Annotated in this window: 15 protein-coding genes; 11 read left to right on the top strand and 4 right to left on the bottom strand. The window is 70.2% G+C overall.

The window, feature by feature from the left end; translation table 11 throughout:
* The first annotated feature begins 77 nt into the window (after positions 1–77).
* The 7 genes from QSK32_RS11040 to QSK32_RS11010 all read left to right on the top strand — a co-directional run bounded on the left by QSK32_RS11040 (position 78) and on the right by QSK32_RS11010 (position 7,303).
* Complete coding sequence (locus tag QSK32_RS11040; protein ID WP_353050964.1) at positions 78–1,073, top strand: SDR family NAD(P)-dependent oxidoreductase; 996 nt, start codon at positions 78–80, stop codon at positions 1,071–1,073.
* A gap of 353 nt (positions 1,074–1,426) precedes the next feature.
* Positions 1,427–2,050 carry a monooxygenase gene (locus QSK32_RS11035; protein WP_245674196.1) on the top strand — a complete coding sequence of 208 codons (624 nt, stop codon included), beginning with the start codon at positions 1,427–1,429 and terminating at the stop codon, positions 2,048–2,050.
* Positions 2,047–2,619 carry a GNAT family N-acetyltransferase gene (locus QSK32_RS11030; RefSeq protein WP_045745955.1) on the top strand — a complete coding sequence of 191 codons (573 nt, stop codon included), beginning with the start codon at positions 2,047–2,049 and terminating at the stop codon, positions 2,617–2,619. Before QSK32_RS11035 ends, QSK32_RS11030 begins: the two co-directional genes overlap by 4 nt.
* Positions 2,616–3,494, top strand: coding sequence for a carotenoid biosynthesis protein (locus QSK32_RS11025; RefSeq protein WP_285471818.1), 879 nt, complete (start codon positions 2,616–2,618; stop codon positions 3,492–3,494). The genes QSK32_RS11030 and QSK32_RS11025 overlap by 4 nt, the downstream gene beginning before the upstream one ends.
* Positions 3,491–4,603: a glycosyltransferase family 2 protein gene (locus QSK32_RS11020; RefSeq protein ID WP_285471817.1), complete on the top strand. Its 1,113-nt coding sequence runs from the start codon at positions 3,491–3,493 to the stop codon at positions 4,601–4,603. The genes QSK32_RS11025 and QSK32_RS11020 overlap by 4 nt, the downstream gene beginning before the upstream one ends.
* 145 nt (positions 4,604–4,748) lie before the next feature.
* A complete protein-coding gene (locus tag QSK32_RS11015; RefSeq protein WP_285471816.1) occupies positions 4,749–6,200 on the top strand; it encodes a phytoene desaturase family protein in 1,452 nt (483 codons plus the stop codon).
* 149 nt (positions 6,201–6,349) lie between these two features.
* Positions 6,350–7,303, top strand: coding sequence for a zinc-binding dehydrogenase (locus QSK32_RS11010; RefSeq protein ID WP_285471815.1), 954 nt, complete (start codon positions 6,350–6,352; stop codon positions 7,301–7,303).
* Between the two features lie 5 nt (positions 7,304–7,308).
* Here QSK32_RS11010 and QSK32_RS11005 read toward each other — a convergent pair whose 3' ends face one another.
* From QSK32_RS11005 to QSK32_RS10995, 3 genes are all read right to left on the bottom strand, one after another.
* The gene (locus QSK32_RS11005) at positions 7,309–9,030 is read right to left on the bottom strand and encodes a substrate-binding domain-containing protein (RefSeq protein ID WP_285471814.1); all 1,722 of its coding nucleotides are present in this window, start codon (positions 9,028–9,030) and stop codon (positions 7,309–7,311) included.
* A 150-nt stretch (positions 9,031–9,180) separates the two neighbouring features.
* Positions 9,181–9,903 (bottom strand): class I SAM-dependent methyltransferase, encoded by a 723-nt coding sequence (locus tag QSK32_RS11000; protein WP_285471813.1) that lies wholly within the window; start codon positions 9,901–9,903, stop codon positions 9,181–9,183.
* Positions 9,904–9,988: 85 nt separating this feature from the next.
* The gene (locus tag QSK32_RS10995; protein ID WP_083449427.1) at positions 9,989–10,912 is read right to left on the bottom strand and encodes a LysR family transcriptional regulator; all 924 of its coding nucleotides are present in this window, start codon (positions 10,910–10,912) and stop codon (positions 9,989–9,991) included.
* A 71-nt stretch (positions 10,913–10,983) separates the two neighbouring features.
* Between QSK32_RS10995 and QSK32_RS10990 the strand changes: the two genes are divergently transcribed.
* The 4 genes from QSK32_RS10990 (at position 10,984) to QSK32_RS10975 (ending at position 15,357) form a co-directional block, all read left to right on the top strand.
* Positions 10,984–11,724: a succinate dehydrogenase cytochrome b subunit gene (locus tag QSK32_RS10990; protein ID WP_083449426.1), complete on the top strand. Its 741-nt coding sequence runs from the start codon at positions 10,984–10,986 to the stop codon at positions 11,722–11,724.
* Positions 11,721–13,667, top strand: a complete 1,947-nt coding sequence (locus tag QSK32_RS10985) for a fumarate reductase/succinate dehydrogenase flavoprotein subunit (RefSeq protein WP_285471812.1) — start codon at positions 11,721–11,723, stop codon at positions 13,665–13,667. The genes QSK32_RS10990 and QSK32_RS10985 overlap by 4 nt, the downstream gene beginning before the upstream one ends.
* Positions 13,667–14,410, top strand: a complete 744-nt coding sequence (locus QSK32_RS10980; RefSeq protein WP_045745946.1) for a succinate dehydrogenase/fumarate reductase iron-sulfur subunit — start codon at positions 13,667–13,669, stop codon at positions 14,408–14,410. Before QSK32_RS10985 ends, QSK32_RS10980 begins: the two co-directional genes overlap by 1 nt.
* A gap of 251 nt (positions 14,411–14,661) precedes the next feature.
* Complete coding sequence (locus QSK32_RS10975; RefSeq protein WP_285471811.1) at positions 14,662–15,357, top strand: DUF3800 domain-containing protein; 696 nt, start codon at positions 14,662–14,664, stop codon at positions 15,355–15,357.
* Between the two features lie 172 nt (positions 15,358–15,529).
* Here QSK32_RS10975 and QSK32_RS10970 read toward each other — a convergent pair whose 3' ends face one another.
* On the bottom strand, positions 15,530–16,123 hold the full coding sequence (locus QSK32_RS10970) for a TetR/AcrR family transcriptional regulator (protein WP_285471810.1): 594 nt from the start codon (positions 16,121–16,123) through the stop codon (positions 15,530–15,532).
* Positions 16,124–16,141 lie beyond the last annotated feature (18 nt).

The raw sequence follows: 16,141 nt of genomic DNA, 5'->3' as shown, positions 1-16,141 counted from the left end.
CCAGCAGGTGGGGAGAGCGCGGCGAAAGGGAAAGGGCAGGGGAGGATGCGGGGGAACAGCGTTGATCAGGAGGCGGCATGGGACAGACGATCGTGGTGACCGGAGGCAGCTCCGGGGTTGGTCTCGCCGCTGCCGAACAGCTGGCCGCCCAGGGGAATGAGGTGATCATCGTCGGGCGTGACCCCGAACGTCTGGCGAACGCGGTCGCCCGGGTGACGACAGCCGCCGGTGGACGCGAACCGGTCTGGTTCCGTTGCGACTTCGACGATCTCGCCCAGGTTCGGGAGCTTGCCGATCGGCTGCTCGAGGTCTGTCCACGGATCGATGTGCTGGCCAACAACGCCGGCGGCATGGTCGAGGGCTACCACTGCACCCCGGACGGCTTCGAGGCGACCATCCAGGGCAACCATCTCGCCCCCTTCCTGCTCACCAACCTGCTGCGGGAACGTCTGCGCGGCGCCCGCGTGGTGAACACCTCGTCCCGTGCCCATCAGCGCGGACGCCCCGACCCGGAGAGGCTGGCCGGCGATCCGGCGCGGTACAGCTCCTGGCAGGCGTATTCCGGGGCGAAGGCGGCGAACATCCTCTTCACCACGGAGGCGACCCGGCGCTGGCCGGATGTGACGAGTGTGGCGTTCCATCCGGGCGTGGTCCGGACGAACTTCGGCGCGGGCCGGATCACCCGGTTCCTGTACCGGTACGCGCCGGGGCTGGTCACCGCGGAGAAAGCCGGCGAACTGCTGGCCTGGCTCAGCACCGCGCCCGAGGCGGAGTTGGTCAACGGCGGCTACTACGTGGGGCGCTCCCCGGCACGGCCATGGGCCCACGCCCGTGACGAGCACCTCGCTGTCCGGCTGTGGGCGGCAAGCGCCGAGGCCACCGGGTTACGGGAGGCGGACACCGACGCGGCCACACCACGGGCTGCTGACAGCACAGCCACGACACAACACAGGACGACCACCGACACCACCGGACCGCGGGCGGCGGATGACGGAACTGCCGCGACGCCCGAAGCGAGCACCGGCACCACCCCGCTGCCGGAGGACGACGGCACCATCTCCCCAACGACATGACCATGAGAAGCGACCCGTTCCCGGAACCGAAATCGGAAGCAGAAACGGAAACAGAAGCGGAGAGGGCAACGAAAGAGGAAGAGGGCGCCAGACCGGCGAACAGCTCGGCGGCGGAGGACACCGCAGCTGACAGCGCTGCGGGCACTGCCAACACTGCAGCGGGCACTGCCGCCACCGCAGCGGGCACTGCCAACACTGCAGTGAGCACTGCGGCGGACAGCCCAGCCGACGATGCAACGGACTTCGCGGCGGGCAGTGCGGTGGGCCGATCGGCGGGCGGATCGGCGGGCGGATCGGCGGAACTGGTCAGGCTGCATGTCTGGCGGGTTCCTCGGCATGCCGTCGGGTCGGCCATGCTGCGGATGGCGTTCGCTCGGCAGTTGCTGCGGGAGCGGGGTGTCCGGTTCGGCAAGTTCCTCGGGACCGGCACGGGGCGGGGGTTCGGCCCCGGCGACGCGGATCTGACCCGCTATGCGGCAATCACCGTGAGCGATCATCCGGTACGGTTCCCGGAATGGGAGCGGATCGCCGTTCAGCAGGCCCACGTCGACCTGGAACCGCTGATCAGCCGGGGTGAGTGGTCCGGTCGGAGTCCGTTCCAGCCGACGGGGCGCCGGGCGTCCGGGATGGTGCTGGCGCTCACCCGGGCACGGTTGCGGCCCACTCGCGCGCTGCGGTTCTGGCAGGCCGTGCCGGCGGTCGTCCGGGAGCTCGATGCGGCACCGGGGCTCCTGGCCCGGTTCGGGGTGGGCGAGGCGCCGATCGGCTGGCAGGGGACTGTCAGCGTGTGGCGCACTGCCGCGGATCTCACCGCTTTCGCGTACCGTCAGCCGGAGCACCGAGCGGCAATCGCCCGGACCCCGGTCGATCGGTGGTATGCCGAGGAGTTGTTCGCCCGGTTCGCGGTGCTCGGCATCAGCGGCGACCGACCGGTGCTGAACTGGACAGCCGACGAAAGGGAGCACACCCCGCTATGAGGCTCGTTGCTTGGCAGCCGGACGACCTGTTACGGCGGCTCGACGACGTGGTGGCGGTGTACGGCGAGGCGATGGGTTACCGGCCGGAACTGTTGCAGACCCGCCGCGGCTACATCGGCTCGCACGCACGGCGCCCGGGTTTCCGGGCGGTCGCCACCCTCACGCCCGAGGGGCGGCTGGCCGGTTTCGGGTACGGCTACACCTCGATGTCCGGCCAGTGGTGGCACGACCAGGTGCGGTCCGCCCTCGACGAGCCGTCCCGGCAGCACTGGCTGACCGGATGTTTCGAGGTGGTCGAACTGCACGTCCGCCCGGTCGCGCAGGGCCACGGCATCGGCGCCCGTCAACTGCGGGCGCTGCTGGCCATGGCCGACGGGCGGAGCGTGCTGCTCTCCACTCCGGAGGCTGACGAGGCGGCATCGCGGGCCTGGCGGCTGTACCGGCGGTTCGGGTTCTCCGACGTGCTGCGTCACTTCATGTTCCCCGGTGACGAGCGGGCCTTCGCGATCCTCGGCCGGGAGCTGCCACTCACCGAGGACCGCGCGGTCGAAGGCGCCGTCGGCGGTTGATCGTGCGTGTCTCATGGTTCCTGCTGGGCGCCCTCGTCCTGGTGCAGATCTGCTATCCGCTGACCTCCGGTGACCTCCGTGACGGGTTGACCGTGACGACGGTAGTACTCGGTGTCGCCGGTTCGGTGTGGCATGCCACCGTGTCCCGGGGTTTCCGGGCGACCGCCACGCTGGTCGGTGCGGCCATGCTGGGCGGGTTCGCGGTCGAGGCCGCCGGAGTGGCGACGGGTTTCCCGTTCGGCACCTACGACTACTCCGGCGAATTGGGCCCGAAACTGCTCGGCGTCCCGCTGATCATCCCGTTGGCGTGGACCTGGATGGCCTGGCCCGCCTGGCTCGCCGCGTCCCGTCTGGTCGCCGACCGTGCGGCCCGGATCGTGGTCGCCGCTGTCGGCCTGACCGCGTGGGATCTGTTCCTGGATCCGCAGATGGTGGCCGAGGGGTACTGGCGGTGGCACGCGCCGACGCCCGCACTGCCCGGCCTTTCCGGCATCCCCGTCAGCAACTATCTGGGATGGCTCGGCTTCGCCCTGTTGGTGATGACGGCGATGTCCACCATCAAAAATGTCGATGTCTCCCAAAACCAGGACAGACCGATGCTCGCGTTGTGGCTCTGGACCTACTTCTCCTCGGTCCTGGCCCACGCCGTCTTCCTGCATCTGCCGCACTCCGCCCTCTGGGGAGGAATCGGCATGGGAGCCGTCGTTCTCCCCCTGCTCATCCGAGAAACAGCACGGCTCACCCGAGCACGGGCCGGGCTCGCCCCAGAAACGACGGGGCTCACCCGGGAAGCAGCAGAACGCGACCGAGGAACGGCGGGACCCACCGAAGAGACAGCGGGACCCACTCGGGAAACGGCGAGCAGACGGCCGTGACCCCCTGGCTCCCCCTCGTTCCGTTGTTGCTGCTCACCGCCCACACCGCGATCAACGCGCTCCTCCTGCGCCGGCCGCCCCGCAACGCCACCTGCGACGAGCACGTCGCCGTGCTCCTCCCCCTCCGTAACGAAGCCGACCGCCTGACCCCCTGCCTCACCTCGCTGCTCGCTCAGCGCGGCGTACCGAACCTGACCATCCACGTCCTGGACGACAACTCCACCGACGACACCGCCGGCCTGGTCCGCGCCATCGACGCCGCCCACGGCGGCGACCGCATCCACCTGTCGACCGGAACCACCCCGCCTCCCGGGTGGCTCGGCAAACCGCACGCCTGCCGACAGCTGGCCGCCCACGCACGGGACGCCGGCGTTCTCGTCTTCGTCGACGCCGACGTCGTTCTGGAACCGGACGCCATCGCCGGGGCGGTCGCCACACTGCGGGAATCCCGGGTGACGTTGCTTTCCGCGTACCCCAAGATCAGCGGAACCGGACGCCTGGCGCAACCGTTGCTGCAATGGTCGTGGCTCACCTTCCTGCCGCTGCGTCTCATGGAACGCTCGCGCCGCCCGTCGCTGGCAGCCGCCGGAGGTCAGTGGCTGATTGTGGACAGTGCCGGCTATCACCGGGCGGGCGGTCACGAGGCCGTCCGGGACGACATTCTGGAAGACATCGGCCTGGCCCGAGCGGTGAAACGCTCCGGCGGCCGGATCGCGCTGGCCGACGGTTCACGGCTGGCCAACTGCCAGATGTACACCTCTTGGCCGGAACTGGTCAGCGGCTACAGCAAGAGCCTGTGGGCGTCCTTCGGCTCGGCGACCGGTGCGGCCGCCGTCGTGGTCGTTCTTCTCCTGGGGTACGCGCTGCCGCTCGCCGCCATCCCCGTCACTCTCGTGGTGGACGCCGGTGGATCGGGTCCCCTCGTGGCGACCGCCGCCTACCTACTCGGCGTGACCGGCCGGATGATCAGTGCCGCCGCGACCGGTGGCCGGGTCCTCCCGGACTCCCTGGCGCATCCGATTTCGATCACCCTGTTCGCCTGGTTGACCGCACGCTCGTTCCACATGCGACGCCACGGCCGGCTGTCCTGGCGCGGACGCCAACTCTGACCGAGAACGAACAGCCCCGACAACGGCCGGCAGCCCTGATGACGACAGCCGGACGACAGCCGGACGACCACAAGCCGACCACCGCTGACCGCTCCGGACGACCAGCCTGGCAGCGGCCACAGGCGGAGACGTTAGCCTCGGGGACGTGCGCAAGATCGTAGTAATCGGCGCCGGGGTGGGCGGCCTGGCCGCCGCGGCCCGTCTGGCCGCCGCCGGGCACCGGGTAGAGGTACATGAACGTGCCGCCGTCACCGGCGGCAAGCTGGGCGTTCACGAGCGGGACGGGTTCCGCTTCGACACCGGCCCGAGCCTGCTCACCCTGCCCCGCGTCTTCGACGACCTCGACCTGGGCCTACGTCCCGAACCGCTGGATCCGGTGGTCCGGCACGTTTTCGCGGACGGCACCGTCCTCGACTCGTCGTCGTCGCACGGCATCTTCCTGGAACGCATCGGCACCGCCTTCGGCCGTGACGCCGCGACCGATTGGGATCGTTTCTGGCGGCGGGCGGCCCGGATCTGGCAGGCGTCCTGGGATTCCGTGCTGCAACGCCCGGTGACCGCCGCGTCGCTGGCCCGGCTCTCCTGGCGGCTCGGTGATCTCGCCGCCATCGCGCCGGGCCGCACGCTGCGTGGTCTTGCCCGTCACTATCTGCGTGATCCCCGGCTGCGGATGCTGCTGGAACGGTACGCCACCTACACCGGCGCCGATCCGCGCCGCGCGCCCGCCGCGCTGGCCGCGATCCCCTACGCCGAACTCACGCACGGTGGGTGGTACCTCCCGGGCGGCCTGGGCACGCTGGGTGACGCACTGCACGCACGGTGCGTCTCCTCCGGGGTACGCGTGAAGCTCGGTTCCGAGGTCACCGCGATCGAGGCCGACACCGCTGTCCGTGGTGTCCGCCTGGCGTCCGGCGAGTTCGTCCCCGCCGACGTGGTGATCTCCAACGTGGACGCCGTGACGCTCTACCGCGATCTGCTGCCCACTCCCCAGCGGCTGACCGCCCTGGCCGATCGCAGCCTCGCCGGTTTCGTCATGCTCCTCGGGGTCCGTGACAGAGAGCCCGGGAGCGGACGGGAGACGGCTCTCGCCCACCACACCGTCTTCTTCCCCGGCCACTACGACGCCGAGTTCGACGCCGTCTTCGGCTCCGCGTCCCGCCGCGCCCGTCCCGCCGACGATCCGGCGATCTTCGTGACCCGCGCCGACGACCCCGCGGTGCACCCGGAGGGTCACGAGTCCTGGTTCGTCCTGGTCAACGCCGCCCGGCACGGCACCGCACGGTCGGCCGTCGACTGGCGGCGTCCGGGGCTGGCCGACGCCTACGCCGGTCATCTGCTGGACGTGCTGGCCCGCCGCGGCCTCGATGTCCGGGACCGTCTGGTCTTCGCCGAGACGCGGACTCCCGCCGATCTGGCGGACGCGACCGGCGCACCCGGTGGCGCCATCTACGGCACCGCCGGCGGCCTGGTCCGGCCGTCCAACCGTGGGCCGGTCCCCGGGTTGTTCCTGGTGGGCGGCTCCGCACATCCCGGCGGCGGACTCCCGATGGTCACCCTCTCCGCCCGCATCGTCGCCGACGCCATCGGCCCGGCCTGATCGCCACGGGCAAGAGGCAGGAGGGCAGAAGCGGGGAGAGCGGGCCGGTGTGAGTCAAACCTCCGGCGGCCGCTCTCAGTTCCGCCGCCGACCGCACCGCTCCGCATACCGTCCCGGGCACTGATCTCGAACGGCACCGAGGAGCGGCCATGCAGGCGATAGCGATCGAACGGTTCGGCGGCCCGGACGGCCTGGCCGTCGTCGACCTCCCCGATCCCACTCCCGGACCGGGCCGGATGCTCGTCGCCACCGAGGCGATCGGCGTGGGCGGTGTCGACGTCATGATCCGCAGCGGTGCCCTCGCGGCCCACGGTTTCCGGGAGGGTCACGTCCCCGGTGGCGAGATCGCCGGAACCGTCACCGCCGTGGGCGACGGCGTGGACCCGATCTGGATCGGGCAGCGGGTCTGGGCGTTCACCGGCAGCGGCGGCGGTTACGCCCAGCGGGCGGTCGTCCCGGCCGACGAGGTCCTTCCCCTCCCCGACGATCTTCCCGCGACCGCCGCCGTCACCTTGGGCAGCGCCGGCATCGTGGCCCATTTCGGTCTGGCCCAGGCCCGGTTCAGTGCCGGTGACAGCGTGCTGGTCCGGGGCGCCGCCGGCAGTCTGGGCATCATGACCGTTCAGCTGGCGGCTCGTGCCGGGGCGAGCGCGGTGGCCGTCACCACCTCGTCCCCGGAACGCGGCCGCCGGCTCCGCGAGCTGGGCGCCACCCACGTCCTGGATCGTTCCGGCCAGGGGGATCCGCGAAGTTTCGACGTCGTCGTCGACGTGGTGGCCGGCCCGGACCTGCCCGCGTTCCTCAACCGGCTGAACCCGAACGGCCGTCTCGTGCTCGTCGGCGCGGTGGCCGGTCCCCCTCCGGCATCACTGGCGGCCGCGCTGATGGCCGGGTTTCAGCGGTCGCTGACGGTGGCCACGTTCAGCGCCGCCACCGTCGCGCTGCCGGATCGCCGGTCCGTCCGCGCCGCGCACCTGGCCGCCGCCGCCCGGGGCGACCTGCAGCCGGTGGTGCACGACGTGCTTCCCCTGAGCCAGGCCGCCGAGGCGCATCGGCGGATGGATTCCGGCGAGGTCTTCGGACGGATCGTCCTGACAGCCTGAGCGGCTCAGCTCTGGCCGTGCGCCGCCAGGAACGCCTCGGCCATCGCCGACGCCAGGTCGGCCGGGTCCCGCGCCGGGATCGCCCGGCCGCCGGTCGCCTTGGCCATCCCCTGCAACGCCGTCATGTTGGCGTCCGGCCCGTACCCGACCGCGATCACCGGCACCGGCTTGGCCGGGTCCTGCCGCTCGCCGAGACGGCTGAGGAACTGCTGGTTGGACATCGCGTACTTGGTGCCGCCGTCGGCCCCGTCGGTCAGCACCACCACCACGGTGGCGGCGCCCGGCTTGACCTGGGTGCGCATCTCCGCCACCGCGTCGAGCACCGCCTGGTAGAGCGGTGTCCCCGCGGCGGCCTCCGGCTTGTACGAGCCGATCTTCCGGCCCAGTGCCTCCCGGCGGGTCACGTCGCCGACCGGACCGGCGACCGGTCCGAGCGGCACCTGTTCCACGTGTGCGGGACCGTTGGCGCCGGCGGTCCCGAAGTACCACATGCCGACGTTGCTCTCCGCGTTGAACAGTTGCGCGGCGCTGGTCCCGGACTCCCGCAGCAGTTCCGCCTTGGTGCTGGCCTTGCCGTTCTTGTCGGTGATCTTCTCGTTCATCGAGCCGGACGAGTCGATCAGCAGCAGCACCTGGAAGCCCACGTTCTGGTACTGCGACCACTGTCTGGCCGGGGCGGTCAGTTTCCCGGCGCCCTCGGGCAGGCGCAGCGCACCGGCTGCCGGGGAGGTCCGGAACCCGGCGGCCTCGACCGCCTCCTTGGTGACGGCCGCGCGCAGGTCGGCGGCCAGATCCTTCTTGACGCCCTTGCGGACCGCGAACGGATAGTCCGCCTGGACCGGGCCGTCGACCGGCGGCGCCCCGCTCAGCCGGATCCGGTGGTCGGTCTTCTGGTAGCCGAGCAGCTGCTGTTCGAGGACCGGGAACACGCCGATCTCGTACACCGCGGTGGTGGCGTCGGAATGCTGGTTCATCCGGTCGAGCAGGACGGCCGGGTCGGCGTCGGCGTCCTCGAGGCGGCTGCGCAGGGTCAGCGCGCGCAGCTGGGCGATGCCGGCGTCCTCGGTGGTGCGGGCCGTCGCGGCGTGGACGCCGTGCACGCTGAGCAGGCCGACGCTGTCCTTCAGCGGGTCGGGCATGGTGACGGCGGGCAGCACGTCGTCGGTGACCGCCTTGACCAGCCCGGCCCAGGAGGACTTGCCGTCCTTGATGTACAGGCTGGCGATGCCCTCGGGCCCGGCGAGCAGCACCGGCGAGTATGCGATCGGGTTGCCGGACGTGGTCCAGGTGGTGCCGTCGGCGGCGGCCACCTTCAGCCAGGAGCTGGAGGACGGGATCCAGACGTCGGCTTTGGCTCCGGAGGCCGCGAAGGTGCCGGAGGCCTCGGCCCGGACCTGCACCGGCGGGCAGCGCTGGCCGGACGGGTTCAGGGTCTCGGCCGCCGCGGAGATCACCGGTGCGATCTCGGGCGCGACGACGACGGAGAGCTCCGGATCGGGGCAGGGCGTCACGCTGGGTTGCGTGGCGGCCGGCACGGGCGCGGCGCTGGGCTGCGCGGCCGGGGAGGACTCGTTGTTCATCAGCTGCCAGGTGACGCCACCGGCCACCAGCAGGACCACGACCACCAGGGCAGCCGACATCAGAACCCGGCTGCGGCCGGGGCTCTCCTCGTTCCACTCGCCCTGCTCCGCCGCGGGCAGCTGCCGTGGCCACTCGTTGTCGGACATCCCAACTTTCCCTGTCGTCAAGGCCGTAGAGGTCGTCACCGATGCGTGCGGATAGTAGCCCGGGATTCATGTCCCGCAATGCTTTCGTTGGCTTCTGGTTAGATCTCGGCACATTCGGGCAAGATCAACCGATTGTGCGGCAGAGGCCCCTCAGCCGATCGTCCCGGCGATGACGATCAGTTCACCGTCACCCAGCCCGACCGGCTCCCGCCCCCAGCCGCCGTAGATCTGCTCCACCCGGAATCCGGCCTCCACGAGGGACTCCCGGATCTCCGTCTCGGTCCGCAGTCGCAGCGTGCTGGTGTTGGTGATCTCGGAGCCGTCCGGGAAGCGGTAGTGCCTGGTGCACAGCACCGTCCCGCCCTCCCGCTCGCCCTCGGCGGACCACGCGTCGACCGTCGAGCCGTTGTCGAGCACGATGGACTTCCGCCCGTCGTCGGCCGCCCCGCCGACCGGATCCCGGCTGTCGAAGACCAACCGCCCGCCCGGAACCAGCGCCCGCCGCAGCGACCGGAGCAGACCGGGCCACGCGTCGTCGCCGATGCGGTGCACCACGTGCCCGGTCATGAAGGCGGCGTCGAACTCCGCCTCCCCGAGCTGCGCGGCCGTCCCCTCGACCCACTCGACCCGGTCACCGCCGGGTTTGCCCCGGGCGGCGTCCAGCGCGGCCGGGTCGGTGTCGACGCCGGTCACCCGGCGGCCGTCGCGGGCCATCGCAATCGCCAGCCGGCCGGTGCCGCAGCCCAGGTCGAGAACTCGATGGGTGCTGCGCTCGGCCAGCACCGCCATGAAGAAGTCGTCCTCCCAACCCCACGGGAACTCAGCGTCGTAGACCTCGACCAGCCGGGCGTGCCGGCGTTCGCCATGCCACACACCCAGGGATGCTAAACGGGCGTTAGACAGATGACTACCCTACGGGGAATCGACGATCACCGCTCGCCCCCGCGGCCTCGGGCGCTCACAACGCGCGTACCCCGAAAGGGAGCTCGCCGGAGGCGATGTGCTCGACCACGACGTCGCGCAGCGCGGCCGCGGCATGGGACAGGATCGCGCCGCGCCGGCGTGCCAGCGCTATCGTCCGGCGCATGCCGGGCGGCGCCAGCGGAGTCGCCCGCAGCAGCGGCCGGTTGGCGAGCACCATGCTCGGCACCAGCGCGACGCCGAGACCGGCCTCGACGAAGGCGAGCACCGCGTCCATCTCCCCGCCCTCGACGGCGAGTTTCGGGGTGAAGCCGGCCCGCTCGCAGGCGTGCAGGGTGACCTCGCGGATGTCGTATCCGGCCCGGAACATCACCATCGGCGTGTGCCGCAGTTCGGCGAGCTCGAGCTGACGGCCGACGGTCGGCGCCGGGCCGGCCGCGACCGAGGCGACCACCAGGCTCTCCCGCAGCAGTTCGGTGAACTCCAGTGCCGGGTCGACGCCCTGTTCGGGCGCCACGATCAGGGCCAGGTCGAGGGCGTGCGCGAGCAGACCGCCGATCAGGTCCTGCGAGCTGCCCTCGGTGATGTGCAGCTCGATGTCCGGATGCGCCGACCGGTACGCCCGCAGCACCGCCGGGACCAGGGAGGAGCAGAGGCTGGGGGTGGCGCCCAGGCGCACCTCGCCGCGGCGCAGGCCGACGATGTCCTGGACGGCGTCCCGGGCGGCGTCGGCGTCGGCGATCATCCGTTGCGCGAGGGGCAGCAGGGTCTGCCCGGCGACGGTCAGGGTCACATCGCCGCGGATCCGCTCGAACAGTGGCGCGCCGAGTGAAGCTTCCAGAGTGTGAATCTGCTTACTCAACGTAGGTTGCGACACACCCAAAATGTCCGCCGCTTGGGTGAAATGTCTCGTCTGGGCGACCGCTACGAAGTACCTGAGTTGTTGCAGCTGCACTTTAATAGCTTATCGCTATGAACAGCGGCCCCATCATGCATTAGACGAATCGCTCAGGACTTTCTACCTTCCAGGATGTGGCGGTAGACACGACTTCATCCAAGGCTTCGCGGCCGGCGGGCGCGGCAACGCCCGCTTCGGCACGCCGGAAGCAGCGACCCTCGTCGGTCGTCCTCAAATTCGTCATGGCAGCCAGCGGCATCGTGCTGGTCGGCTTCCTGTACGCGCACGCGGCCGGAAACCTCAAGATATTCCTGGGTAACGAGGACTTCGACCACTACGCGCACTGGCTCCGCACCATCGGGACGCCGCTGCTGCCGGATGTGTGGTTCCTCTGGATCATGCGGGTCGGCCTGCTGGTGGCCATCGTCGCGCACATCTGGTCGGCCACGGTACTCACCGTCCGGGCCAAGAGGGCCCGCCCGGTCAAGTACGCGCACCGGCCGAAAGTCCAGGGCAGTTACGCCGCCCGCACCATGCGCTGGGGCGGCGTGATCGTTCTCCTGTTCATCATCTACCACCTGCTCGACCTGACCACCGGTCACCTGAACCCGGTCGGCGACAGCACCCGCCCGCACGCCAACGTGATCGCCGACTTCGCGGCCGACCGCTGGTACGTGACGCTGTTCTACACCGTGTCGATCCTGGCGGTCGGCTTCCACCTGCGGCACGGCATCTTCAGCGCCGCCCGCACCCTCGGTCAGCAGACCGACCGGGGTGAGAAGCGCGCCAAGGTGATCGCCCTGGTGATGGCCGTGGTGCTGGTCGCGATGTACCTCTCGGTGCCGTTCGCGGTGACGACCGGATTGGTGAAATGATCATGAATGACTTCTGGACCGAGGGCGACCCGATCGTCGACAAGGCCGCCCCGGACGGGCCGGTCGAGACCCGCTGGGAGCGCCGCAAGTTCAGCGCCAAGCTGGTCAACCCGGCGAACCGCCGCAAGCTGACCGTCATCATCGTGGGCACCGGCCTTGCCGGCGGTTCGGCGGCGGCAACCCTGGCCGAGGCCGGGTACCACGTCAAGTCGTACTGCTACCAGGACAGCCCGCGGCGGGCGCACTCGATCGCCGCGCAGGGCGGCATCAACGCGGCGAAGAACTACCGCAACGACGGCGACTCCGTCCACCGGCTGTTCTACGACACCGTCAAGGGTGGCGACTTCCGCGCGCGCGAGTCCAATGTGTACCGGCTCGCCCAGGTGTCGGTGAACATCATCGACCAGTGCGTGGCCCAGGGCGTCCCGTTCGCCCGCGAATACGGCGGCCTGCTGGACAACCGCTCGTTCGGCGGCACCCAGGTGTCCCGTACGTTCTACGCCCGGGGCCAGACGGGACAGCAGCTGCTGCTCGGCGCGTACCAGGCGATGGAACGGCAGATCGGCCTCGGCAACATCGAGATGAACGCCCGGCACGAGATGCTCGAGCTGATCATCGTCGACGGCAAGGCCCGTGGCATCGTGGTCCGCGACATGGTCACCGGCGAGATCAGCACCGAGTTCGCCGACGCCGTGGTGCTCGCCTCCGGCGGCTACGGCAACGTCTTCTTCCTGTCGACGAACGCCAAGGGCTGCAACGTCACCGCGTCGTGGCGGGCGCACCGCAAGGGCGCGCTGTTCGCGAACCCCTGCTACACGCAGATCCACCCGACCTGCATCCCGGAGTCCGGCTCGCACCAGTCGAAGCTGACCCTGATGTCGGAGTCGCTGCGCAACGACGGCCGGGTCTGGGTGCCGAAGGCGCAGAAGGACACCCGCAAGGCCGCGGACATCCCCGAGGACGAGCGCGACTACTACCTCGAGCGGATCTACCCGTCGTTCGGCAACCTGGTGCCCCGTGACATCGCGTCCCGGGCCGCCAAGAACGTCTGCGACGAGGGCCGCGGCGTCGGCCCCGGCGGCCTCGGCGTCTACCTGGACTTCGCGGACGCGATCAGCCGGCTCGGCCGCAAGGCCGTCGAGGCCAAGTACGGCAACCTCTTCGAGATGTACGAGCGCATCACCGGCGAGGACCCGTACGAGACGCCGATGCGCATCTATCCCGCCGTGCACTACACGATGGGCGGCCTCTGGGTCGACTACGACCTGCAGTCCACCATCCCCGGCCTGTTCGTCGTCGGCGAGGCCAACTTCTCCGACCACGGCGCCAACCGTCTCGGCGCGTCCGCGCTGATGCAGGGCCTGGCCGACGGCTACTTCGTGCTGCCCAACACGATCAGCAACTACCTGGCGTCCGGCCCGTTCCCGAAGATCGACGAGAGCCGCGAGGAGGTCGTCGCGGCGCGTACGCAGGTCGAGGACCGCATCGAGAAGCTCCTCTCGATCGACGGCGACCGGACCGTCGACTCCTTCCACCGCGAACTCGGCCACATCATGTGGGAGTACTGCGGCATGGAGCGCACCGAGGAGGGCCTGACCAAGGCGGTCGGCCTGATCCGTGCGCTCAAGGAGGAGTTCTGGACCCGGGTGAAGGTGCCCGGCAAGGGCGAGGAGCTCAACCAGAACCTGGAGAAGGCCGGCCGGGTCGCCGACTTCATCGAGCTCGGCGAACTGATGTGCATCGACGCGCTGCACCGTCGCGAGTCCTGCGGTGGCCACTTCCGGGCGGAGAGCCAGTCCCCCGACGGCGAGGCCCAGCGCAACGACGACGAGTTCAGCTACGCCGCGGCGTGGGAGTACTTCGCCGCCGACGGCAAGCCCACCCTGCACAAGGAAGAGCTCACCTTCGAATACGTCCACCCGAGCACGCGGAGCTACAAGTAATGGACATTCAAGTACGGGTGTGGCGTCAGTCCGGTCCCACCGACAAGGGCCGGATGGTCGCGTACGACGTCAAGGACATCTCCCCGGACGCGTCGTTCCTCGAGATGATCGACGTCCTCAACGAGAAGCTGATCCTCGACGGCGACGACCCGATCGCGTTCGACCACGACTGCCGTGAGGGCATCTGCGGCGCATGCAGCATGGTGATCAACGGGGTGGCGCACGGCCCGGAGAAGGCCACCACCACCTGCCAGCTGCACATGCGCAAGTTCAAAGACGGCGACGTGATCGACGTCGAGCCGTGGCGCGCGGCGGCCTTCCCGGTGATCAAGGACCTGATCGTCGACCGGTCCGCCTTCGACGAGATCATCCAGGCGGGCGGTTACATCACCGCGCCGACCGGCACCGCTCCCGAGGCGCACGCGGCCCCGGTCCCGAAGAAGGACGCCGACGCCGCGTTCGAGGCCGCCACCTGCATCGGCTGCGGCGCCTGCGTCGCCGCCTGCCCCAACGGCTCCTCGATGCTCTTCACCGCCGCGAAGATCACCCACCTCGGCCTGATGCCGCAGGGCCAGCCCGAGCGCGAGAGCCGGGTGCTCGACATGCTGCAGGCGCAGGACGACGCCGGCTTCGGCGGCTGCACCAACATGGGCGAGTGTGCCCAGGTCTGCCCGAAGGGCATTCCGCTGAGCCTGATCGGCCGCCTCAACAGCGACTACCGCAAGGCCCTCAGCAAGCGCTGAGTAATTCTCCCGGTGCCGGGCACAACGGCGTGCCCGGCACCAGGTTCAAGACCCCTTTGCGGGTACGCGTCACCGGGCGTCCCGTGACCCCCAGCGCGGCCTCCCACCGGCCGCGCTCTCCCCGCTCCGCCGCCGGCTCCCCACGGCGAGACCCACCGCGCACTCTCCCTGCCGCGCCACCAGCTCCGCGGCCGTCCCCCGTTCGAGTCCACGGTCGAGCACCAGGCCCTGCGTCCCGGTAGCCTTCCGCTGTGCTGCTGGCCTACCTCGATGAGTCGTACAGCACCGACTGGTATTACATGGCGGCATTGCTCTGCGACGGGCCGGGCGCACAGGCCATCACCTCCGCGCTGGATGCCGCGGTGGACAAGGCGGTCAAGACCTTCGGGGTGCCGGAGAACGCCGAGCTGCACGGTTACGAACTCTTCAACGGCACCGGCTGGTGGCGGGGTGTTCCGGTCCGCGCACGGATCGGCGTGTACAACGAGGCTTTCGCCGCCATCGGCTCACATGGCGCCGCGCTCGTGCTCCGCGGCATGAATGTGGCACATCATCGCCACGGCGCCCTACTCTCGGGTACTCCCCACCAACTGGTCCTGCGCCACCTGCTGGAACGTATCGACGAGTGCGCCGATCAGCGTGGCGAGCATGTTCTGGTCATCGCGGACGAGGTCGGTGAGCAGTCGAAGCACCGGGCCGACCTGCACCGATATCTACGACACGGCACCCATGGCAGTCAGGGCCGCCGGCTGACGCGCATCGTCGACACCATGCATTTCGCCCCGTCGTCGGCGTCCCGGCTGGTCCAGGCGATCGATCTGGTGGTGTTCCTCTATCGGCGGCGGCAGACTCACGTTGAGAGCGACGAGCGCGCGACCAGGGCCAACACCGCGCTGTGGGCACGCATCGAGCCGAAGATCAGCCACCAGGAATGCTGGTTTCCGTGATCCCCCGGAATGCACGAAGGCCCCGCTCTCCGGCGGGGCCCAAGGCTGGGTCGGAAGCCCAGGGCTTCCTGAGGACCAGATTAGTCGAACCGATGTGAAATGCCAACGAGTCAGCGGCGAGGGCCGGGCATCCCAGGGTGAGCTGGTATCCGCGCCAGAGGGCCAGGCCGGGCTACGCGGACCGGCCGCCCAGGCCCGCGTGCAGGAATGAGGTGAGGGCCTCGATGGCCGCCTCCTCGGACAGCTCGGCAGGGCCGGCGAAGTAGGCCGCCGCATACCCGGACAGCGTCGCGCTGAACAGCGACGCGGCCGTCATCGGATCGCCGGGGACGTCCAGGCCGACCAGATGGCCGGCGATGTGGTGCAGGTCCGGCTCCAGCATCTCGCGGCTGCGCCGGGCGAACTCCTCGTCGACGATGGCGGCCTGGCTCAGCGCGGTCATCACCGCCCGGTTGCGGCGGTAGAAACCCCAGAACAGCGCCACGTGCCAGCGGACCGCCGACCGGTCGCGGAAGTCGCCGTTGTGGCCGGGCAGGCCGGCGCTCACGTCACCTTCGGCGAGCAGGTCGGCGAGGAGCGCTTCGAGCAGTCTCTCCTTGCTGGCGAAGTGCTTGTAGAACGACCCGGTCGCCCGTCCCGCCTCCGCGGTGATGTCGGTGATCTTCGTGTTGAGGTATCCCACCCGCGCGAACACCCGGATCGCGGCCGCCTTGAGTTCCGCCTCGGTCTGTGCCGCCGCCTGTCTGCGTGCGCCTGTCACCGCCATCGCCACCTCCTGACCTTG

It is taken from the genome of Actinoplanes sp. NBRC 101535, from assembly GCF_030269225.1.
Lineage (GTDB): Bacteria > Actinomycetota > Actinomycetes > Mycobacteriales > Micromonosporaceae > Actinoplanes > Actinoplanes rectilineatus.
Note: the sequence above shows the minus strand (reverse complement) of the source record. Positions and strands in the feature narration are given on the sequence as shown.